21 protein-coding genes and 1 riboswitch are annotated in these 19,826 nt (G+C 52.6%); of the genes, 12 read left to right on the forward strand and 9 right to left on the reverse strand.

Annotated features, from left to right (window positions below):
- Window positions 1-2: 2 nt before the first annotated feature.
- From HMPREF0721_RS08575 to HMPREF0721_RS11880, 4 genes are all read left to right on the forward strand, one after another.
- The gene (locus HMPREF0721_RS08575; RefSeq protein ID WP_006599308.1) at window positions 3-926 is read left to right on the forward strand and encodes a cell wall hydrolase; all 924 of its coding nucleotides are present in this window, start codon (window positions 3-5) and stop codon (window positions 924-926) included.
- A gap of 43 nt (window positions 927-969) precedes the next feature.
- The gene (locus HMPREF0721_RS08580; protein WP_040640011.1) at window positions 970-1,758 is read left to right on the forward strand and encodes an MBL fold metallo-hydrolase; all 789 of its coding nucleotides are present in this window, start codon (window positions 970-972) and stop codon (window positions 1,756-1,758) included.
- Window positions 1,759-2,353: 595 nt separating this feature from the next.
- Window positions 2,354-3,085, forward strand: a complete 732-nt coding sequence (locus tag HMPREF0721_RS08585; RefSeq protein WP_242821867.1) for a glycoside hydrolase family 191 protein — start codon at window positions 2,354-2,356, stop codon at window positions 3,083-3,085.
- A 21-nt stretch (window positions 3,086-3,106) separates the two neighbouring features.
- A complete protein-coding gene (locus HMPREF0721_RS11880; protein ID WP_006599311.1) occupies window positions 3,107-3,274 on the forward strand; it encodes a hypothetical protein in 168 nt (55 codons plus the stop codon).
- A gap of 93 nt (window positions 3,275-3,367) precedes the next feature.
- On the opposite strand, the gene HMPREF0721_RS08590 is transcribed toward HMPREF0721_RS11880, so the two are convergent.
- From HMPREF0721_RS08590 to HMPREF0721_RS08605, 4 genes are all read right to left on the reverse strand, one after another.
- Window positions 3,368-4,585 (reverse strand): FprA family A-type flavoprotein, encoded by a 1,218-nt coding sequence (locus tag HMPREF0721_RS08590; protein ID WP_006599312.1) that lies wholly within the window; start codon window positions 4,583-4,585, stop codon window positions 3,368-3,370.
- A 34-nt stretch (window positions 4,586-4,619) separates the two neighbouring features.
- Window positions 4,620-6,539 (reverse strand): acyl-CoA dehydrogenase family protein, encoded by a 1,920-nt coding sequence (locus HMPREF0721_RS11555; protein WP_006599313.1) that lies wholly within the window; start codon window positions 6,537-6,539, stop codon window positions 4,620-4,622.
- A 70-nt stretch (window positions 6,540-6,609) separates the two neighbouring features.
- Window positions 6,610-7,068, reverse strand: coding sequence for an RrF2 family transcriptional regulator (locus HMPREF0721_RS08600; protein WP_006599314.1), 459 nt, complete (start codon window positions 7,066-7,068; stop codon window positions 6,610-6,612).
- A 181-nt stretch (window positions 7,069-7,249) separates the two neighbouring features.
- A complete protein-coding gene (locus tag HMPREF0721_RS08605; RefSeq protein WP_006599315.1) occupies window positions 7,250-8,311 on the reverse strand; it encodes an NAD(P)H-dependent flavin oxidoreductase in 1,062 nt (353 codons plus the stop codon).
- Window positions 8,312-8,625: 314 nt separating this feature from the next.
- Between HMPREF0721_RS08605 and rbr the strand changes: the two genes are divergently transcribed.
- Entirely contained in the window at window positions 8,626-9,186 is a 561-nt protein-coding gene (gene rbr, locus HMPREF0721_RS08610) for a rubrerythrin (protein ID WP_006599316.1), read from the forward strand.
- 314 nt (window positions 9,187-9,500) lie between these two features.
- Here the strand turns inward: rbr and HMPREF0721_RS08615 are convergent, their stop codons facing one another.
- Complete coding sequence (locus HMPREF0721_RS08615) at window positions 9,501-10,208, reverse strand: helix-turn-helix domain-containing protein (protein ID WP_006599317.1); 708 nt, start codon at window positions 10,206-10,208, stop codon at window positions 9,501-9,503.
- A 233-nt stretch (window positions 10,209-10,441) separates the two neighbouring features.
- Between HMPREF0721_RS08615 and HMPREF0721_RS08620 the strand changes: the two genes are divergently transcribed.
- From HMPREF0721_RS08620 to HMPREF0721_RS08640, 5 genes are all read left to right on the forward strand, one after another.
- Window positions 10,442-11,668 (forward strand): MalY/PatB family protein, encoded by a 1,227-nt coding sequence (locus HMPREF0721_RS08620; RefSeq protein WP_006599319.1) that lies wholly within the window; start codon window positions 10,442-10,444, stop codon window positions 11,666-11,668.
- A gap of 69 nt (window positions 11,669-11,737) precedes the next feature.
- The gene (locus tag HMPREF0721_RS08625) at window positions 11,738-12,928 is read left to right on the forward strand and encodes a MalY/PatB family protein (protein ID WP_040640012.1); all 1,191 of its coding nucleotides are present in this window, start codon (window positions 11,738-11,740) and stop codon (window positions 12,926-12,928) included.
- An 82-nt stretch (window positions 12,929-13,010) separates the two neighbouring features.
- Window positions 13,011-14,351 carry a Na+/H+ antiporter NhaC family protein gene (locus tag HMPREF0721_RS08630; protein ID WP_040640013.1) on the forward strand — a complete coding sequence of 447 codons (1,341 nt, stop codon included), beginning with the start codon at window positions 13,011-13,013 and terminating at the stop codon, window positions 14,349-14,351.
- 97 nt (window positions 14,352-14,448) lie between these two features.
- Complete coding sequence (locus HMPREF0721_RS08635; protein ID WP_040640014.1) at window positions 14,449-14,817, forward strand: Rid family detoxifying hydrolase; 369 nt, start codon at window positions 14,449-14,451, stop codon at window positions 14,815-14,817.
- A 149-nt stretch (window positions 14,818-14,966) separates the two neighbouring features.
- A complete protein-coding gene (locus HMPREF0721_RS08640; protein ID WP_006599323.1) occupies window positions 14,967-15,221 on the forward strand; it encodes a hypothetical protein in 255 nt (84 codons plus the stop codon).
- Between the two features lie 238 nt (window positions 15,222-15,459).
- Here the strand turns inward: HMPREF0721_RS08640 and HMPREF0721_RS08645 are convergent, their stop codons facing one another.
- Both HMPREF0721_RS08645 and murI read right to left on the reverse strand, forming a co-directional pair.
- The gene (locus tag HMPREF0721_RS08645) at window positions 15,460-15,843 is read right to left on the reverse strand and encodes an SAM-dependent methyltransferase (protein WP_006599324.1); all 384 of its coding nucleotides are present in this window, start codon (window positions 15,841-15,843) and stop codon (window positions 15,460-15,462) included.
- 18 nt (window positions 15,844-15,861) lie between these two features.
- Window positions 15,862-16,638, reverse strand: coding sequence for a glutamate racemase (murI, locus tag HMPREF0721_RS08650; RefSeq protein ID WP_006599325.1), 777 nt, complete (start codon window positions 16,636-16,638; stop codon window positions 15,862-15,864).
- A 200-nt stretch (window positions 16,639-16,838) separates the two neighbouring features.
- On the opposite strand from murI, the gene HMPREF0721_RS08655 reads away from it, so the two are divergent.
- Together HMPREF0721_RS08655 and HMPREF0721_RS08660 are read left to right on the forward strand one after the other, a co-directional pair.
- Window positions 16,839-17,696: a polysaccharide deacetylase family protein gene (locus tag HMPREF0721_RS08655; RefSeq protein WP_006599326.1), complete on the forward strand. Its 858-nt coding sequence runs from the start codon at window positions 16,839-16,841 to the stop codon at window positions 17,694-17,696.
- A gap of 68 nt (window positions 17,697-17,764) precedes the next feature.
- A riboswitch (THF riboswitch) is annotated at window positions 17,765-17,863 on the forward strand.
- Between the two features lie 55 nt (window positions 17,864-17,918).
- Window positions 17,919-18,440 (forward strand): folate family ECF transporter S component, encoded by a 522-nt coding sequence (locus HMPREF0721_RS08660; protein ID WP_040640015.1) that lies wholly within the window; start codon window positions 17,919-17,921, stop codon window positions 18,438-18,440.
- Between the two features lie 25 nt (window positions 18,441-18,465).
- Here HMPREF0721_RS08660 and HMPREF0721_RS08665 read toward each other — a convergent pair whose 3' ends face one another.
- Both HMPREF0721_RS08665 and HMPREF0721_RS08670 read right to left on the reverse strand, forming a co-directional pair.
- Complete coding sequence (locus HMPREF0721_RS08665) at window positions 18,466-19,116, reverse strand: TetR/AcrR family transcriptional regulator (protein WP_006599328.1); 651 nt, start codon at window positions 19,114-19,116, stop codon at window positions 18,466-18,468.
- A gap of 9 nt (window positions 19,117-19,125) precedes the next feature.
- On the reverse strand, window positions 19,126-19,821 hold the full coding sequence (locus HMPREF0721_RS08670) for a GntR family transcriptional regulator (protein ID WP_006599329.1): 696 nt from the start codon (window positions 19,819-19,821) through the stop codon (window positions 19,126-19,128).
- Between the last annotated feature and the right edge of the window lie 5 nt (window positions 19,822-19,826).

The raw sequence follows: 19,826 nt of genomic DNA on the forward strand, positions 1-19,826 counted from the left end.
CCATGGCTATTTTAAGAAACATCGGGCGGTTGTGGGTGTCCCTTTTGTTTGCCGGAATCCTGATATTTGGCACGACAGCACCAGTTTCGGCGGCAGACACCCAGTCGCTCACCAATCAGATTACGGACATTCAAAAGCAGATCGACGCGCAGGCCAAGCGCCTTGATGCCCTTAAAGCTCAGACTGCAAACAAAAATGCGGAGCTGGCCAAACAAAAGCAGGCCCTTTCCCAGGCCCGACAGGGAATGAGCGAACGGGTGCGCGCTTTTTATATGTTTGGCAGCGACGGCGTTTTGCAGTACTTGTTTACGTCCGACAGCATTTCGGAATTTTTGGCCAAGGCGGACCAAATGCGCACCGTGATGAACGCAGATAACGTCCGGGTGGCTAAGGTGGAACGCCTGCAGCGCCGGGTTGTCCGGGAAAAAGCGGCGTTGGAGCAGGAGCAACGAAAGGCCGAGCAATCTCAGAAGCAGCTGAACGCTCAGCTTAAAACCGTGCAGCAAAAGCTGATGGCCTATGAAAAAGAGCACCCAGACACATCCGACAACAGCAGCACCAGCGGGGTTAGCCCCACCACCGGCCACCGCACGGAAACCAGCAATCAGATGGATTTTATCTGCGCGGTCGTGGCGCAGGAATGCAATTCTGATTATCAGGGATCGCTGGCGGTCATCAGCTGTGTGATGAATCGCGGAGATACCGGCCGATGGGGCGGCCGCAATTGCGTCGCGGTATTAAAAGCACCGGGACAATTTGAGGCCTATTTGTCGGGAGCCTATAAAAAATACCTGCACGGCAGGTATCCGGCTCACGTTAAGCAGGCGGTGGAAGACTGCATGCTCAAAGGCATCCGCAATCACAGCTATCAAAGTTTCCACGCCGGTTCGTCTCTGCCTTCCTTCGGCGGCAATCATTATTATTGATGGCAGGTTGGCACGGCAGACCATAGAAAAGGGTTTTGACTTTATGCAATTTTGTTCTTTATACAGCGGTTCGTCGGGCAACTGTCTGTACGTGGCCCATGGACGCACCAGGCTCTTGGTGGATGCGGGGCTGTCCGGCAGGAAAATCGAGCAGGGGCTCGTTTCGGCGGATGTGCTGCCGACAGAGCTTGACGGCATCCTGATCACCCACGAGCACCGGGACCATATCCACGGGGCCGGAGTGCTCTCCCGGCGTTATCATTTGCCGATTTATGCCAATGCGGCGACCTGGGAAGCCATGGCGCCGGAGCTCGGCAAAATCGACGGGGCCAACGTTCGGTTTTTTGTGACCGGGGTGCCTTTTGACATCGGGGATCTGCAGATTGATAGTTTCCCCATCTCCCACGACGCGGCGGAGCCGGTGGGATTTGCCATCGACAGCGGCAATCACTCCCTGGGCATCGCAACGGATACCGGCGTGATGACGGATACCATCCTCGGATCGCTCAAAGGCCGGGAGCTGGTGGTGCTCGAGAGCAATCACGACGCGGCCATGCTGGAGACCGGGCCCTATCCCTATCCGCTCAAGCGGCGCATCGCCGGCGAGCACGGCCATCTCTCCAACGATACGGCGGGCGATACCGCGGTAACTTTGGCGGAGAGCGGTGTGAAGCAGATCGTCCTCGCCCATCTGAGCCACGAGAACAACCTGCCGATTCTTGCTTATCAAACGAGCAAGGGCTTTTTTGAGGCGTCGGGCATCAGCGAAAGGGACACGCGCCTCGCGGTGGCGCGCCGCCACGAGCGCTCGTCGATTTTCGACGTTTGTTAGATCATCCATGAAGCAGTGAACGGCCTTCGGGCCGTTTTTTAATTGCAGCAGAAAACCGCCCCTTGCGGAGCGGCTGAAAGTTTATGGTGGATTTGGAGGTTGATCCGAGCATTAAGAAAAACGACGCCGTTTGACGATACGCGAACGATCAATGTGCCTTGAATCATGGCTCTTTAAAATATTCTTTATCAATGAAAATTAATTTTTTACTTTTGAGATTTTATAATATTACTTATATATAGCTAATTGCAAAAGGCGGTGTTTTTTGGTAGAATTTAGTATTATTTGTTTGACGATAAAGGTCGAAATAGGATTCAAAAACGCTGGCTAAATCATTATCCTGGCGCGCACTCCTTAGCCTTTAAACAGCAGAAGGCTATCTGTTTTGGGAACATGGCACATACACTGCCGTCAATGCGAACGGAAAAATGCCCTTATTCTTGAGAGCAAAGGCGAGACGGCAAAGAAAGAAAAAGCCATGGGTATGTGAGGTATCTTTATGAAATTCAAAAGACGGCTTTTTTTGTTAAGCATTGTTTTGTGTGTTCTGATTTGTCTTCTGTCCATGGTCTTTGGTTACGCGTTAAAGCCATCAATGGCATACGGAGTATTTCTCGGCATCAATCGGCAACAAATGTATCGTCTGCAGGATTACCGCTTTGTGATTATTGAACCGTCAGAATTTCAAGCAAAACAGATCCGGGAGCTTCACGCGGCGGGAAAGACGGTCTACGGTTATTTGAATATTGGCGCCATTGAGCAATATCGTCCTTATTATGAGCGCTTCAGGAAGGCAACGCTCGGCGTCTATGGGGATTGGCCAAATGAGCGCTGGATCGACGTTTCAAATCCCCGGTGGCAGGCCTTTGTTGTTAAGATTCTTGGAAAGCAGTATGCCGATATGGGCTTGGATGGCTTCTTTTTGGATAATGCAGACGTCTATTATCACTATCCGACAGAAGAGACCTTCCAAGGTCTCTGTGCGATCCTGAAAGGACTGAAGGCCTACGGTGTCCCGCTTTTGATAAACGGCGGCGATGATTTTGTCACAAGATGTATGAATGAAGGGATCGCATCTTCCCTGTTTGATGGGATCAATCAGGAAACGGTCTTTACGACCATCTATTTTAAAAGCAAAAATTACGGAAGACAGCGAAAAATAGAAACGTTATACTTTAAGGCCTACCTTGCAAGAGCAAAAAACTGTGGCTTAGCCGTTTATCTTTTAGAATACGGTGCAGATCCGGCGCTTTCAAGAAAAATCGACAGCTATTGCAGAGAAAATGGCTTTCTTTGGTACAATGCGAAGAGTTTGGAGCTTCGATAAAAGCGGTGGCAAGTCTGCATTGTGCAAGAATTTAGTCTGATTACCCATCTGAGCCATGAGAACAATCTGCCGATTCTTGCCTATCAAACGAGCAAGGGTTTTTTTGAGGCGTCGGGCATCAGCGAAAGGGACACGCGCCTCGCGGTGGCGCGCCGCCACGAGCGTTCGTCGATTTTCGATGTTTGTTAGATCATCCATGGAGCAGTGAACGGCCTTCAGGCCGTTTTTTGATTGCAGCAGAAAACCGCCCTGAAGGGCGGTCCATGTGGAGGCTGCAGCCGATTAATCTTTCTGCATATCGTCGGAAATGGCGTCGGCCAGACGGTCGAGGTCGATCGCCTGGGTGTTGTCCAGGGCGGAGGCCAGGGAGACCCGGTCTTCGAGGACGGTTATGTTCTTCATTTCGTCGTTCAAGAAGGCCTCGATCAGATCGCCGGAGCGCACGGCCCAGGAGCCGTTTTCAATCAGGCCGACGGTGCGGTTCTGCACGTTCAGCGCCTTCATGTCCTCGAGGAAGTTGAGCATCTTCGGGTAAATGCCGAGGTTATAAGTTACCGAAGCGAGCACGAGATGGCTCAGGCGGAAGGTTTCGGCGATCAGCTGGGACACGTCGGTGGTGGAAACGTCGTAAACCGCGACATTGGTGACGCCGCGCTCACAGAGCTTTGCGGCCAGCGCCTGGGCGGCGCCTTCCGTGTTGCCGTACATCGAGGCGTAGGCGATCATCACGCCCGATTCTTCCGGGGCGTAGCGGCTCCAGGTGTCGTATTTGCCGATGAAATACATCAGATCCCTGCGCCAGACCGGCCCGTGAAGCGGACAGATGAATTGGATCTGATCGAGAATCGTGCCGGCTTTTTTGAGGATGGCCTGGATGTGCGGGCCGTATTTGCCCACGATATTGGCCAGATAGCGGCGGGCGTCGTCGAGCCAGTCGCGGTCGAAATCGACCTCGTCGGCGAAGAGCTTGCCATCCAGCGCCCCGAAGGTGCCGAAGGCGTCGGCGGAGAAGAGGGCGCCGCTTGTCGTGTCGAAGGTCACCATCACCTCCGGCCAGTGCACCATCGGCGCAAAGACAAAAGTCACCGCATGGGTCCCGAAGGAGAAGGTGTCCCCTTCCGCCACTTCGATGCATTCGTGGTCGTCCACGGTGAAGTGAAACTGGCGCATCAGCATGAAGGCCTTTTTGTTGGAGATGATTTTCACGTCCGGATAGCGGATGAGCACCTCCTCGATGGAGCCGGCGTGATCCGGCTCCAAATGGTTGATCACCAGATAATCCAATGGGCGGCCTGCCAGCAGATGGTCGAGGTTTTCGAGGAGCTGGCGGCAGCCCGACCAGTCCACCGTGTCGAAGAGCACGGTTTTTTCGTCCAGGAGCAGATACGCGTTGTAGGAGACGCCCCGGGGGATGGGATAGGCGTTTTCAAACAGGGCGAGGCGATGGTCGTTGGCCCCGACCCAATACAGGTCGTCGGTTACTTTTCGGGTAATATGCATGGTTTTCCTCTCAGTCTTGGTGTGCAGCGGGGCACTACATTTCGATAAAGCCGGCTTTTTCTTCGGCGCATTCCGGACAGACCCAGTCGCCGGGCAGATCGGCAAATTGGGTGCCGGGCAGCACATCCGCTTCCTCGTCGCCGATCTCCGGCACGTATTCGTAACCGCAGCCGTTGCAGACATAGCGCGGGCCGACGGGTTCCGGTTTGGGGATGCGCGGCCGTTTGATTTTGATCATCGGGGGCGCCGGTTGTTTTTCGCCGGTATCCAGGGCCTGGGTGAGCAGCGGCAGAATGACGTTGACGTCGCCGACGATGCCGTAATCGCAGTTTTTAAAGATCGGGGCGTTGGGGTTTTTGTTGATGGCGACGATGATGGACGCTGTCTTGATGCCTTTCAGGTGCTGCTTCGCGCCGGAAATGCCGCAGGCGATATAAAGATTGCCGACGAATTTTTGGCCGGACATGCCGACATAACGATCCAAGGGAACGTATTTTAAGGTCTCCGCCACGGGACGGGAGGAGCCGATGGCCGCGCCGGCGGCGCGGGCCAGGTCTTCGATGAGGCGCATGTTTTCTTTGGGGCCGATGCCCTTGCCGGCGGCAACAACTCGTTCGGCTTGGGCGATGGGCGTGTCGGCGGGAATGCCGACGCTGAAGTCGATTTGTTTTTTTAGCTTGCCGACCAGCGCGTTCACCTGATCGGCCGGTTCCCCTTCGCTGAAGATCTGCTGCTTGCGCAGGCCGGTGATGGGCGCGGCCTTTTGGGCGCCTCCGCTTTTTTTGCCGCCCTTCTCCCGGCGGCCGCGGGGCATCTTGCCGAGGAGCTTGGACGAGATCACCACCCGCATGATTTCGTTGGTGCCTTCGTAAATCGTCGTGATCTTGGCGTCCCGGTACATTCGCTCGATGTCCATGCCCTTCAGGTAGCCGGTGCCGCCGAAGATCTGCAGCGCGTCGTTGACCACTTCCAGGGCCATGTCGGAGGCGTAGCCCTTGGCCATAGCCGCTTCGACGCTGTAGGGCTCGTGGTGGGTCTTGAGCTCGGCTGCGGAATAAACGAGGAAGCGGGCCATGCGCAGCTTGGTGGCCATGTCGGCGATCTTGAAGGAAATGGACTGTTGGAAGCCGATGGGCTTGCCAAACTGCACCCGTTCCCTGGCGTAGGCCAGGGCGGCTTCGTAAGCGCCCTGCGCGATGCCCAGCGCCTGGGAGGCGATGCCGATGCGGCCGCCGTCGAGGGTCATCATCGCGATTTTAAAGCCGTCGCCCTCCTGGCCCAGCAGGTTTTCCTTGGGGACCTTCACATTGTTGAAGATCAGCTCCGCCGTGGAAGACGAGCGGATCCCCAGCTTGTCGTAGTGGTCGCCGAAGTCGAAGCCGGCCCAGCCCTTTTCAACGATAAAGGCCGAGATGCCGTGGGTGCCGATATCCGGCGTGGTCACGGCGAAGACCACATAGGTATCGGCCTTCGGAGCGTTGGTGATAAAGACTTTGCCTCCGTTGAGCAGATAATGATCGCCCTTGTCCACCGCGGTGGTTTCGGTGCCGCCGGCATCGGAGCCGGCGTTGGGCTCCGTCAGGCCGAAGGCACCGAGTTTTTTGCCGTTTAGCAGATCGGGCAGGTATTTTTCCTTTTGCGCCTGGCTGCCGAAGGCCGCGATGGGATAGGTCCCCAGAGAAGTGTGCGCCGAGAGGATGACCCCGGTGCCCCCGTCCACCCGGGAGAGTTCTTCCACGGCGATGGCGTAGCTGATAACATCCAGGCCAGCGCCGCCGTATTTGGCGTCGTAGGGGATGCCCATCCAGCCGTTCTCGCCCATTTTGCGGACGATTTCCGTGGGAAAGGCATTTTGCTGGTCGAGGCTGAAGGCAATGGGCTTGACTTCCTTCTCCGCGAAGGTGCGGATTTGCTGGCGCAGGGCTTCATGGGCTTCGGTGATTTGAAATAACATGTTTTCTCCTTCTTTTTATAAAATTAGTGAATGGTTTGCACGAAAAAGGGCGGATGGCTCCGCTGACCGATTATGGGGCTTCTCGCGGCGCAGGGACGCGCATCGGCGGATCGTCGTGATCAGGCGGATCAAAGATGACCGCCTGAAGCGTGTGCGCTGCCAGTTCTGCTTCAAGACGCCGCTGAATCTGGGACATGTGCTGATGCGCGCAGCAGGCCATCCGATGGTGTTCGCACCAGTCGCAATGGTAAGGCGCCCGGGTGCAGGCGGTCACCGTGGGATAATCGTCCAGAGCGCGCAGCAGGTCCAGCAGGGTGAATGCCGCCAGCGGGCGATTGAGGGAAGTCCCGCCGGCTGCGCCGCGGCCCACGGCGACGATGCCTGCTTGCTGCAGTTTTTTTGTAATCTTATAGGCAAAGGGCCGGGGGACCTGTTCATTTTCCGCAAGGACAGGGATCTTTTTTTTTCCGCCGTCGGCGATGCCGCGAAGCAGCCGGATGGCATAGTCTGTTTTTCTTGTGATGAGCAACCGATTTCATCCTCCTTTTCGTTTAGTGTATCAGTTTGGATTAAAAAAGTCCAGTATAATTTAAAATAATTATAAATTAAAATCTTACATAGATTGAAATGATTGTAAATAAATTAAAAAGCGCATAAAAAAATCTCCGGGGATCGGCGAGGATCTCTGGAGATGACGGGCGAGGAACGATTCAGCAAAAATCGGCAACCACGTCTTTGACGGTACGAATGCCTTGCAGACCAGCGATTTGGCTGCCGCAGAAGAAAAGCCCGGCGTCGCGGTTGCCGCGGGCGGCCTGAATGAGCGCCTCGGTGATGCAATAGGGCACCTTGGCAGGGTCGCAGGATTTAATGCAGTGGGAGCATCGGCGCGGCGGGATCCGACCGATATCATCCAAATGTTGCATCAGCGGGGTGTTCAGCGCCCGGCCCGGCATGCCCACCGGGCTTTGGACGATGCGAATGTCCTCGGGATCTGCATCGATGAGCACTTGTTTGTAATCCTGGCTGGCATCGCATTCCTTCGTGGCGATAAAAGGGGTAGCGACCTGGACGCCGGCGGCGCCCAGGGCCATCATCGCGTTCAGGTCGGACCGGCTGCGGATCCCCCCGGCGGCAAAGATGGGGATGTCCCGGCCGGCGAGATCGCGATAGGGCGCCAGGGCGTCGATCACTTCGGGAATTAAAGCGCTCAGCGGGGCACAGGTGCCGGTGAGCAGGGCCCTTTTTTTAAAGCCGAGGTGACCGCCGGCTTCGCAGCCCTCAAGCACGACAAAATCCGGCAGTCGATGGTAGCGTTGATGCCAGGTTTTGCAGATGAGGGCGGCGGCTCTCCCGCTGGAGACGATGGGCGCGATCATCGCAGGGCCGTCCTCGGCGTATTCCGGTAGCGATAGGGGTATCCCCGCTCCGGAGACCACCGCGTCCACCCCGGCGTCCACCGCGGCGCGAACAGCGTCAGCATATTGAGTAGAAGCGACCATGGCGTTGACAGCGATGAGGCCGTTCCCTCGGGACAGCGCGAAGGCCCTGTGAATCTCTTCGCGCAGAGCCCGCAGGTTGGCCGCATCGGGACGCTGATAAAAATCAGGCTCCCGATAGCCGCAGTCGGCGGTGCTGAGGGTGCCCATGCAGCCTTCCCGGGCGACGGCGCCGGCCAGTCTACCCAGAGAGATGCCGACCCCCATCCCGCCTTGCAGCAGCGGAAAAGTGAGACGGCGGCCGTCGGGAGTTGTTAAATTCTGATAGGACATAGATTTCTCCTGATAAGAAGCACTGAATGGCGAAGGACCGTTTCGTTCAGTAGCTTAAGATAGGTCAAACTATATAAGTTTTAAATATTCTTGTCAAGCGTTTTTTAAAACCCTGTATAAATTTTAAGTTAGTCATTAAAACGGCGAAGGTTGCACTTTCCTAACAATTAGGGATGACTGAATGCTTAACCAAAACGCGAAAAGCAAAAGTTTGAATTGATTTCGATGATGTAATTTGATATCATTACAAAGTAATTTACAGAACACCTGTGAATGACTGAATTTAAATGCACAATTAAGAGGAGGAAAACATCATGGCAGATTTTTTGAAATGCAGAGCTGAAGCTTTAAAAGGAACTAAGACCGAAAAGAATTTACAGGATGCTTTTGCCGGCGAATCCCAGGCCCGCAATAAATATACCTATTTTGCAGCGAAAGCGAAAAAAGACGGCTTTGTTCAGATTGCCAATATCTTTGAAGAAACAGCGAATAACGAAAAAGAACACGCCAAAATGTGGTATAAGATTCTTTATGGGATCGACGAAACCGTCGAAAACCTGAAGACAGCTGCCGGCGGCGAAGCCTATGAATGGCAGGAAATGTATCCGCAGATGGCCAAAGACGCCGAAGAAGAAGGCTTTGACGATATCGCCCGCCTTTTCCGCGCCGTGGCCGACATCGAACAGGAACACGAAGCCCGCTATAAAAAGCTGGTGAAAAACATCGAAGACGGCGTTGTCTTCTCCAGGGACGGGGATCGCATTTGGCAGTGCTCGAACTGCGGCCACATTGTCGTCGGTCCGAAGGCGCCGAATGTCTGTCCGGTATGCGCCCATCCTCAGGCTTATTTTGAAATCAAGAAAGAAAACTATTAATCCCATCCCATCCACACATCGGAAAACCGTCTGCTTCGGCAGGCGGTTTTTTAGTATCATCAAGGTGTGGTGGATAGAGAAGAATCTCTATTGGTTGCGCACTTATTTGATGGCAGAAAACTTAAGAATTAAAAGCTTTTTTTCTTAATGTATAGTGTTATTTGTCAGGCGAAAAAGCGGCCGCGGCGCTCTTAGCTATAAGACGTCTGTCGGGTTGGAGAGGGAGTCTTGTCAACCTAAGCTTTCTCTTGGTCAATACCGGGTGGAAGAGAAAAGTTCGTTTTTTATGTTCAAGGTATTGCTATAGATTTGTTTTAGAGCACTGGCAGCATATTATATAGGCGCAGAAGCTTTATATCCTCCTTGGATATTTTTAAATCATTGATAATATCTTCTTTTCCTCTGAGCCTATTTTTGGTAAAGAGCATTTTTGTTGCGATCGGCATCAGCGGCCTGGAGGACAGACCGTTCCATAGTCCCCATTTCATGTCGGAATCCAGATAGGAAGCCAAAATCTGGGCACTGGCTTTCTCCATGGGGGAGTGCTGGTTGGTCAGCATAATATTGGTTACAGCGTCATAGTGCTCGATATAACCGATGTAAGTTGTTTCGCAGTCTTGATAATGATCATAGGTTTTATAATTCATATACATCATGATCTTGAACTGATTTTTGTCCGTCTCGGAGAGAATATCGAAAACGGAAGGGAGAAGTTGATGGCTTCGTCCATCAAAAACATAACTGTAAAATCGGGATACGCCGTTGAAAAAAGAAGGCTGTGCGTCGGATGTGGTAATCTTCGTATTCGATTTCCTTACATACAGCAGTTGCTCCACATGAATATGTAGTGCCTCTGCCAGTTCATAAAGTGTTTCGATATCGATGGATATGTCCCCGTTTTCATATTTAGAAAGCGCTGATTTACTCTTAAAGACAAGGTCTGACAGCGCATCCAGCGTCAAGCCGTTTTTTTTTCGATAGATACGGATATTGTGTCCAATTCCAACCGTAATTTCCGACATGTGCTTCCTCCTGCAGTTTCCTTCAAATACATAATTTCGTGAATGGAGATGATATTTCATCATTTTAACTCAATTTTAGCACAGGAATGCTCAAAATTACATTTTTACGAAACTTTTGCGCAATATAATCTATTTTGGCGACACAAGTGCTCCTTTGAAGACAATCCAAAATGCCTTCATAATTATTTTATCAAAAGGAAATAATCCTCAGTAAGAAAGGAGCGCACACAGCAATGTATAATTTTGATGAAATGATCGACAGAAAAAATACGAACGCATTAAACACAGACGGCTTTCGCGGCTATATCTTCCACGCAGGGCCGGAGAAGGTTTTCCCCTATAAGGACGAGGAGTTTGTCCGCATGTGGGTGGCAGATATGGAATTCGGGATTGCACCAGAGATTCTGGATGCGCTGCGCGCCAGAATTGACCGTCAGATCTTCGGCTACACTGGTATCTTTGACAGCAGCTACTATGAATCGGTTGCCAAATGGTGCAAAGACCATTATAGATGGGTTTTTCCGCAGGAGGAACTCTGCTGTTCTCCTGGCATCATTCCCGCGTTGTATCAGCTGGCCGAAACACTCTGCACACAAGAAGAAAAGGTTTTGATAAATACGCCGGCCTACGGTTACTTTCTCCACGCGGCGGAGTATTCGAATCTTGGCGTTTTGAAATCGCCCCTCCTAAAGAATGAAAAGGGAGAATTCTTTATCGACTACGATCATTTTGAAAAACAATGCGCCGATCCTCATTGCAAGCTGGTGTTCTGGTGCAATCCGCAAAATCCGACCGGTCGCGTGTGGAAAGAAGATGAGTTGAAGAGGATTGCGGAAGTTGTAGAGAAATATAATCTCTGGATCATCTCGGATGAAATTCATTGCGATCTGATTAGACAAGGGCAGGTGCACACGCCCATGGCAAAGATTATGCCGGATTATCCTAAATTGATTACCTGCATGGCGCCGACCAAAACTTTCAATATGGCGGGGCTCTCTTTTTCCAATATCATCATCCGCGATCCCGAGCTGCGGGAGACCTTTCGGAAACGCGATAAACTATTTGGCATGGTTAATACGATGTCGCTCACCGCGGCCAAAGCGGCTTATGATTTCGGCGATCCCTGGCTGCAGGAATTGCGCGTTTATTTGGACGAGAACTTCGCGTTTGTCAAAGCGTTTCTCACCGAACACATGCCGGAGGCGGTGATGAACATCTCTGAAGCAACCTACCTGTCCTGGGTCGATCTGTCTAAGGTGCTTCCAGATGTGGCAGATCTGCCGGGTTTCTTTGCTAATCGCGCAGGCGTCCTGCTCGAGGGCGGCAATGCGCTGTTTGTCGGTAACGCGGAAGGTTATATTAGACTGAATCTGGCGATGCCGAGAGCCGTCATTAAGACAGGACTCGAGCGCATGCGGAACGCCATCAATGCGCATAAAGCGCAAAGAGACAATCACTGAGCACAACAAAGATCGGGAGTTGTCGACTGGTGCACCGTCGCACTTGTGATGCGAGTAAGGGAGACGAAGATGGATAAAAAAGCGTTTTTAAAGGCATATTTGGCAGATCGTCACGGGACAGATTGTTTGAAATGGGATGGCCTCGAGGAAAAATTTGGATCTCGTGATCTGATTGGTATGTGGATTGCGGATATGGAGTTTAAAACCAGCCGGTATATTCGTGAGGCATTGGTTCAGCGCGCGGAGCATGGGATTTTTGGTTACACCAAGGCGCCGGAAGCATACTATCAGGCGTTGTCGGATTGGATGGCATCCCGCTATGGAATAAAGATCGAAAAGGAATGGGTCCGCTTCACGACAGGTTGCGTCACGGGCCTGGCCTATGCGATCAATTGTTACACTGAGCCGGGAGACGCCTGCCTGATCATGACGCCGGTCTATTATCCATTCTTCAATGTGGTCACGAACAACCACAGAAAATTGGTCAGTGTCGATCTCGATTATGCGAATGGAAACTGGTCCATGAACACTGCGGCGATCGAAGACGCTATTGTGCAGCATAATGTGAAGCTGATTCTGTTGTGTTCTCCGCATAATCCCGTCGGGGCCATTTGGAGCGAGGCAGAACTGGCACGCCTGTTTGAGCTTTGCCGAAAACACGATGTGTTGGTGGCGAGTGATGAGATTCATCAGGATCTCGTGATCAACTCGGAGAAGACGTTTGTCCCGGCCCTGACGGTCAGCGGCGGGAAATATTCGGATCGCCTGATCACGATCAATTCTGCGTCCAAGACATTTAACCTGGCAACGCTGCTCCATGCCCACATGATTATTAAGGATGAAAAGCTCCGGGCAAAATATGATGATTACGCGTCCGGGAACAATAGGACAGAGATCAGCGTTATGGGGATGTATGCTACGATGGCTGGCTATCAGCATGGCGGCGAATGGCTGGACCATGTGTTGGAAATTATCCGGGACAATTATACTTATTTAAAAACGGAACTGATTTCGCGGCTACCCCAGGCGGTGGTTTGTTGTTTGGACGCAACCTATCTGGTCATGGTTGATTTGCGTAAAATCTGCGATCCGGAACAGTGTCAGGCGTTTGTGCAGGAGAAGGCTCGATTAGGTGTGGACTACGGGGAATGGTTCGGAGATCAATACAAAGGATTTATTCGGATGAATCTCGCAACGGATCCTGCCCTGATCCGCCAGGCGGTGGACAATCTCGTGCGGGCAGCGGCGGATATAACATGAAGGCGTTGAGACTTGGTGGGAGAATCATTGAAGCGATCTCGCTTTTACAGCTACGATAATGTATGAGAGGGGAGACTCACACATGGAAGAAAAAAGAAGTGAAAGGGACTATGGCGCGCTGGCGTTGATCCCGTTTATTGTGTTCTTGGGGTTGTATGTCGGATGCGGCATGGTTTTGATGCTGATGGGCGTCAAGGATGCTTTTTATCAAATGCCCAGATATGTGGCAGCGATGGTTGCAATCTTAATCGGCATTTATTGTTTTGACCGCAAGAAAAAGATCGGTGACAAAATCAATGTTTACTGCGCCGGTGCCGGTCGGTCGGGTGTCATGCAGATGGGGCTGATTCTTCTTTTGGCCGGCGGATTTGCGAATGCCGTGGCGGAGATCGGCGGGAAAACATCCATGGTGAACCTGGGGATTTCCATTATTCCCTCTCATCTGCTGATCCCGGGTATTTTCCTGATCTGCTGCATCATATCCACCTGTATCGGGACGTCTATGGGGACACAGGTCACGATGATCCCGGTTGCAATCGCTTTGGCAAAGGGCGCCGGTCTAAATACGGGCATGGCAGGAGCGGCAGCCATTGCCGGAGCCTATTTCGGAGACAATCTTTCGATGATTTCCGATACGACCATTGCGGCGACTAAGGGTGTCGATGCAGAGATGAAGGATAAATTCCGGATGAATTTTCTCATTGCGCTGCCAGGCGCGATTGTCACGATGGTGATTTATGCCGTCTTGGGTCACGCTTCCGGTGGCGGTGGTCAGGTACAAACCAGAAACTACATTCTGCCAACGGTGATTCCTTATTTTGCCGTTTTGATTCTTGCGGTGGCCGGGATGGATGTTACGGTCGTCCTTGTGATCGGAACCGTTTTGGCAGGCGTCATCGGGATGGCTTGCGGGACAATCTCGTTCTTTGGCTGGACGAAAGCCATCGGTGCCGGCATGGAGGATATGTTCTGGCTTGCCGTTTTCGCGATGATGATTTCCGGTATGGTGGAGCTTGTTCGCTATTATGGCGGCATTGCGTATTTGCTGAAGGTTTCGATGAAAAAGATTAGGAACAGAAAGAGCTGTGAATACATCATCGGGTTTGTGTCTATGATCATCTCCGGCATCACCCTCAACAACACCGTAGCGATTATGATCAGCGCGCCGTTTGCCAAGGATCTGGGCGACAAGTATAAGATCGCACCCAAGCGTTTGGCATCCCTTCTGGATATTTTCGGAGCGGCGGCCCTGATGCTGGTGCCCCACGACAGCGGCGTGCTTCTGGTGCAGACCTATGCGAAAGGCGTCAACTATCTGGATATTGTCCGTTATCAGTTTTATCCGATCCTGCTGCTTTTGTTCACTTGTTTGACGGTGCAATTTGGTCTCATGCGCACCAAAGAGGAAAAGGAAGCCGCGTGATCGTTGATGCCAGCGATTGGTTAAAGTCGGCAGATATTTCAATGAGTTCACATCAATGGTTTCAATGAATTCAATCATTTTTTATAAGGAGATAACGATGAAGAAAATTCAATCTTCTGGCGCCCCCGACGCCATCGGCCCCTATTCTCAGGGCTTTGTGACAAATGGACTGATCTTTACATCCGGACAACTTCCGGTGAATTCTGAAACAGGTGAGATCCCGGAAGGAATTGCGGCACAAACCGAGCAGAGCTGCAAAAATGTCCTTGCCATTTTGGAAGCTGCGGGATCTGGCGCGGAGAAAGTCGTTAAGACAACGTGCTTTTTGGCTGAAATCACAGACTTCAGCGCTTTTAATGAGGTGTACGCAAAGTACTTTGTATCAAAGCCAGCCAGAAGCTGCTTCGCCGTGAAGGCTCTGCCTAAAGAAGCATTGTGCGAAATCGAGTGTGTCGCAAAAGCATGATGTGAGTAAATCGATGATGGATCGGGGGAAGCCCCCGTTCAGTCTTCACAGGGCTGTTTGTTCGGGGTGCCGCAAACAGCCTGCCGTAAAGAGCGTTCTGGAATGGAGATTATTATGAATAAAAATGTAAAAAATATTCTTAAAAAAGCATGTGGGATCTGGCAACCTGCGCTGACGGCGAACTCAATGTGGTTCCCGTCGCTTTCAAGGATGTTACGGATGACGGTAAACTGATCGTGGGCGGGGTGGCAGCGTATGTGACCGAAGGAGCTGTCGTGGAAAGCTTCAAGGCGATGGTGGAAAAGATGTTTGATGGTGATGTGACGGCTAAGGGAGCGCTGATCATAACGGCGGAAAAGATTATTGTCACCACGCCCGGTGCGGAGAGTAAGAAAGTCCTTTAATGCGTCTCCGTCGATTTTGAAAAAAGCATGGGCTGCAGCGGCCAGACCAATTGTTCTGCGGCAAGCACCTTCCCGCAAAGTGCGTGCTGCGTGCTTTTTTAGCAGCAACATTGCAGGCGGCCCCCAAAAGAGCTTTAGCCGAAGGAAGATCAGCCAATTTTAACGAATGAATTATGAGCACGTAAAAAGCCGCCGGCCGTTTAAAACGGCCGGCGGCTTTAGTGTGTGGGTTCAGCGCTTAAAGCGGCTTAATGTCGAGCACCGGGGTGCCGTCCATCATATCTGCACCGCGAAAGGCAATTTGCGTATCGGTGATGCTTTCGACGGTGATGGCGGTCAGGCCGATGGGATTCGGACGATTGGGCGCCCGGGTGGAGAAGAGTCCCGTCATCGGGCCGTCGCCGTGGATCGGGACGGTTTGGGCAAAACCCTTCGCGCGGTCGAAGTAGAAAAGCACCAGATAGCGCTCGCCGGGGTGCATGTCAGCCATGGCCTCGCGATATTGGGGATCCATTTGGATCACGCCGCAGGCATTTTGGGCGGCGACGCCCCGCGGCGTGTTTTCCCGGGATGTGAAGGCGGTGCGGATAATGCCGATGGGCTGGCAGGTGATGGTTGTCATGATGCGGCTCCTTTGATTTTAAAGATTGAAATGATAAAAATGCCTGTAAAGCGTTATTTCGCTCGGCTGTTTAAGGCTGGACTGAAAGAGGACGCCGCCGGGGGTGGCCGCGCGGGTGAGCAGCTGTTTTTGGGTGAGCACATTTTTAAGTTCGCCCGCGGTGCCTGCGCCGCCGTCATAAAGGGTGACATGACTGCCGAGAACGCCGCGGATTTGATCGCTGACAAAGGGATAATGGGTGCAGCCCAGAACCACGCTGTCCACCCGGCCGCGATAGCAGCCGATGAGCTTTTCAATCAGGGCGGTGAGATCCGGTGCGTCCAGCCGGCCGCGCTCGATGCGCTTGGCCAGCCCCGGACAGGAGCAGGAGACGCACTCGGCATAGCCGGCGTAGCGATCCCAAAGATCGCGGTATTTTTGAAGGCTCAGGGTGACCGGAGTCGCCATCACGAGAACGCGGTGCCGGCCGGAGGCGGTGGCTGCGGGCTTAAGCGCCGGTTCCACGCCGATGATCGGCAGCTCAAAGGCGCAGCGCAGTTCTTTTGCCGCGGCGCTGGTGGCGGTATTGCAGGCGATGACGATGGCCTTCACGCCGTCTTCGACCATCCGTCGGACGATGTCGAAAGCAAGGGCGCGCACCTGTTCAACCGATTTCTCGCCATAGGGCGCGTTGGCAGAGTCGCCGTAAAACAGAAAATTTTCGTTGGGCAGCTGCTCGGTGAGATGTTTAAGCACCGAGATGCCCCCGACGCCGGAATCAAAGACGCCGATGTAATCATTAAAGGCTTTTCGCATGGTTATTCCTCGACAATGCTTCTCGATCTGCCGACGCAGACCGGACGCCGGACCGCGTTCGGCGCGCTTTCATTATAAACGAAGACCGCCCGGAATAAAAGCGTCAATCTTGCAGCATGCTTTAAAACTTTGAATCAAAGGCTTTCACCGGTCAGACCGCTGTGTTATAATGAAAAACAATCTAATTTGGGAGGTTTGCGATGGAGATACGAAAGCAGTGGCTGGCATGGGTCGGATTTTTGGGCATCATTGGCGTGGCAGCATGGCTGCTTTGGGCGGCGTCTCCCAGGGTTTTGGCGGCGGGCCATTGGGAAGCCTTTGCCAAGGCTTCGGGCCTCCTGTCGGATTCGCTGACAGCTGGCGAAATCCTGCAGGACAGCCGGGATTTTCATCTGCGGCCCAGCGATTTGCCGGGGAGAATGCGGATGTCCAAGGAGAAGGTGCTTTATCTCACATTTGATGATGGTCCATCCAAAAATACCCAGCCGATTCTCGATATTCTCAATCGCTACCATGCTAAGGCCACTTTCTTTGTAACCAATCAGCAGCCAAAGTATCGCCACATGATCGGCAAGGCTTACCGAGAAGGCCACACCATCGGCCTGCACACCAGCACCCATGCCTACAGCATTTATCGCTCGCCTCATGCTTATTTTGCCGATCTGGATGCCATTGCAAAAACGGTGAAATCTGAAATCGGCTATGTGCCCTGCTTCGTGCGTTTTCCCGGCGGATCTTCCAATACGATTTCCCGGAATTATAGCCATGGCATCATGCATGTGCTTACGATGGAACTGAATAAAAAAGGCTATCAATATTACGATTGGAACGGTGACAGCACCGATGCCACGATGATCAACGGCGATCCCAACAAGATTGCCGCGATGGCGAAGCGCAGCAACGATTCCAATATCGTTATGCTCTGCCACGACACGGATACCAAGTCAACGACCGTGAAGGCGCTGCCTAAAATCATCGAGTATTACCAGGCCAAGGGCTATGCTTTAAAGGCGATCGACCGCAAGAGTTTCGCCCCGCATCACGCCATCAATAATTAAAATAAAAATGACCGCAGCGGTTGAAAAAGCGGCGGACCGGCGGTATAATAGCATTAATAAAAGAATTAAGCAGAGTAGATGTCGAAGCGTTAAGTGTCTGACGAACGGGGAGTTGTCGCCAGAACGAAAAGCAAAGCTTACGGTTTCGACCATCGCATCCCGCTGCTACTTTTGAGGATATCCTCCTTTGTAGCGAAAGGAAACTGCAAAGGAGGTTTTTATATGTCTATTTTTAATAAGACCAAGACGTTGACTTTGGCAGCGCTCTTCGTGGCGATTGCAGTGGTTTTAAGCTTTTTCAAGGTTCCCCTGACTCCCTTGATCGAGCTGCGATTCGGCGCTTTGCCCATTGCGGCCGCTGGGGCCCTGTTGGGACCGGTGGTGGGACCGGTGGTTGGCGCTGTCTCGGATATTCTGGGGTATATGGTTCGGCCGACGGGGCCTTTCTTCCCGGGGTTTACCCTCAGCGCGGCCCTTTCCGGCTTGCTCTACGGCCTGATGCTGCACCGGGAGACGACCCTCAAACGCGTGGTGGCCGCCCAGGCAATCAAGACGGTCATTGTGAATTTTTTGCTCAACAGCCTGTGGCTGTCGATGCTTTACGGCAACGCCTTTACGGCGGTTATTGCCGCCAGGACCGTGAAGGAATTGGTGATGTTTCCTATCAATACCATGCTTTTGGTGCTGGTGCTGCGGGCGGTTACGGCAGTGCGGCTGACCGGCGGAGAACAGCGCGCGCGTTGATCGGCGTTCATCAAAAAAGACCTTCTTAATGAAGGTCTTTTTTTAATGGGGAATGTTGGGCCGGTGTTTGCATCATGCCCCGGGCAGCCACTCCAATGGCATCGGCGGCCATATCGGCCAAGCGGCTGCCGCGGTCGTCGATGCACCACATAACCTCGACACCGATGAGGGTCGACAGCAGGAGACTGACGTAATGGGCGGTGGATACCTGGGCCGAGAGGCGGTTTTGCAGCTTGCCCTTGGTCACAATGTGGGTCAGGCACTTGAGCAGATCGCGGTCTTCCCCGTAAAAATTATTGTCCGGGAAGGTGAAATAATTGGCAACGATGGCCTTGATGATGCCCTTGCCGCGCTTTTCGTATTCGGTGTAGGAAATTTTGACGAAGCGGGTAACCATGGGCAGAAAATCTTCGTCCTGCACCTGGGCAAAGGCCTGGGCATAAACCGCGTCGGACTGTCGGAAAGTGTCGAACAGCAGGTCTTCCTTGGATGTAAAATAGGTATAAAAGCTGCCTTTGGCCACGTTGGCCCGGGTAGTGATGTCTTCGATGCTGACATTGCCGAAGCCTTTCTCGTTGATCACTTGGACAGCGGCGTCGTAAATCTTCTTTTTGGTTTCGATGGCCTGCAGCTGGCGCTTGGTGAGACGGGTGTTGTTTTTATTGATTGGACGCATGCAGGTACCTCATGACTGCGCTGATTTCAGCGCGGGAATATCAGCGGATGCAGATTGCTCGGAACGGGTATAGCACTTCATGATATAAGAATCCAGGTGATAAAAATCTTTGATGTGGTCAAAGATCAGTGCGGAGGCTTCGTCCAGATCGGCGTTGCGGATGCTTTGGATCAGCGGCAGATGGTGGTGGATCTGCACGAGACTGGTTTTGATGTCCTTGTATTTGGAAATTTGCACCAAGTGCACCTGCTGATAAAGGGCGTATTGTTGGCGGTACAAATAGGCGTTGCCGGAAATTTTGGCAATGGCCAGATGAAAATCGTTGTCGGCCTTGATGCGCAGATAAATGTCTCCCCGGGCGGCGGCTTCCTCGCAGGCCTCAGCCAGCTGCCGGAGCCATTCGAAGTCGGCGGCGCTGCCATAATAAGAAGCAAGGTTGGCACAGAGAATATCCTGGGACAAACGCACTGTGCCGATTTCTTTAATCTCTTTATCCGAGAGATCGTTCACAGAAGCACCGCGGTTGCGCCCGATGGTGACGAGGCCTTCGGCCGCAAGCCGGCGCAGCGCATCGTGAACCGGGGTGCGGCTGATGTCGAGCTTGGCCGAGATCTGCGGCTCGGAAATCTTGCTGCCCGGCAGCAGTTCCATGTGAAAAATCATTTCCTTTATTTTTTGATAGGCTGTCATCGATTGAGAACCCATAGATA

The sequence above is a fragment of the Pseudoramibacter alactolyticus ATCC 23263 genome, from assembly GCF_000185505.1.
Taxonomy (GTDB): Bacteria; Bacillota; Clostridia; order Eubacteriales; family Eubacteriaceae; genus Pseudoramibacter; species Pseudoramibacter alactolyticus.

Bases quoted from the DNA above. Each gene is read 5' to 3' on its own strand.
- HMPREF0721_RS08575 (WP_006599308.1), top strand. From the start codon at position 3: ATGGCTATTTTAAGAAACATCGGGCGGTTGTGGGTGTCCCTTTTGTTT.
- HMPREF0721_RS08580 (WP_040640011.1), top strand. From the start codon at position 970: ATGCAATTTTGTTCTTTATACAGCGGTTCGTCGGGCAACTGTCTGTAC.
- HMPREF0721_RS08585 (WP_242821867.1), top strand. From the start codon at position 2,354: ATGGCATACGGAGTATTTCTCGGCATCAATCGGCAACAAATGTATCGT.
- HMPREF0721_RS08590 (WP_006599312.1), bottom strand. From the start codon at position 4,585: ATGCATATTACCCGAAAAGTAACCGACGACCTGTATTGGGTCGGGGCC.
- HMPREF0721_RS11555 (WP_006599313.1), bottom strand. From the start codon at position 6,539: ATGTTATTTCAAATCACCGAAGCCCATGAAGCCCTGCGCCAGCAAATC.
- HMPREF0721_RS08605 (WP_006599315.1), bottom strand. From the start codon at position 8,311: ATGTCCTATCAGAATTTAACAACTCCCGACGGCCGCCGTCTCACTTTT.
- rbr (WP_006599316.1), top strand. From the start codon at position 8,626: ATGGCAGATTTTTTGAAATGCAGAGCTGAAGCTTTAAAAGGAACTAAG.
- HMPREF0721_RS08615 (WP_006599317.1), bottom strand. From the start codon at position 10,208: ATGTCGGAAATTACGGTTGGAATTGGACACAATATCCGTATCTATCGA.
- HMPREF0721_RS08620 (WP_006599319.1), top strand. From the start codon at position 10,442: ATGTATAATTTTGATGAAATGATCGACAGAAAAAATACGAACGCATTA.
- HMPREF0721_RS08625 (WP_040640012.1), top strand. From the start codon at position 11,738: ATGGATAAAAAAGCGTTTTTAAAGGCATATTTGGCAGATCGTCACGGG.
- HMPREF0721_RS08630 (WP_040640013.1), top strand. From the start codon at position 13,011: ATGGAAGAAAAAAGAAGTGAAAGGGACTATGGCGCGCTGGCGTTGATC.
- HMPREF0721_RS08635 (WP_040640014.1), top strand. From the start codon at position 14,449: ATGAAGAAAATTCAATCTTCTGGCGCCCCCGACGCCATCGGCCCCTAT.
- HMPREF0721_RS08640 (WP_006599323.1), top strand. From the start codon at position 14,967: ATGTGGGATCTGGCAACCTGCGCTGACGGCGAACTCAATGTGGTTCCC.
- HMPREF0721_RS08645 (WP_006599324.1), bottom strand. From the start codon at position 15,843: ATGACAACCATCACCTGCCAGCCCATCGGCATTATCCGCACCGCCTTC.
- murI (WP_006599325.1), bottom strand. From the start codon at position 16,638: ATGCGAAAAGCCTTTAATGATTACATCGGCGTCTTTGATTCCGGCGTC.
- HMPREF0721_RS08655 (WP_006599326.1), top strand. From the start codon at position 16,839: ATGGAGATACGAAAGCAGTGGCTGGCATGGGTCGGATTTTTGGGCATC.
- HMPREF0721_RS08660 (WP_040640015.1), top strand. From the start codon at position 17,919: ATGTCTATTTTTAATAAGACCAAGACGTTGACTTTGGCAGCGCTCTTC.
- HMPREF0721_RS08665 (WP_006599328.1), bottom strand. From the start codon at position 19,116: ATGCGTCCAATCAATAAAAACAACACCCGTCTCACCAAGCGCCAGCTG.
- HMPREF0721_RS08670 (WP_006599329.1), bottom strand. From the start codon at position 19,821: ATGGGTTCTCAATCGATGACAGCCTATCAAAAAATAAAGGAAATGATT.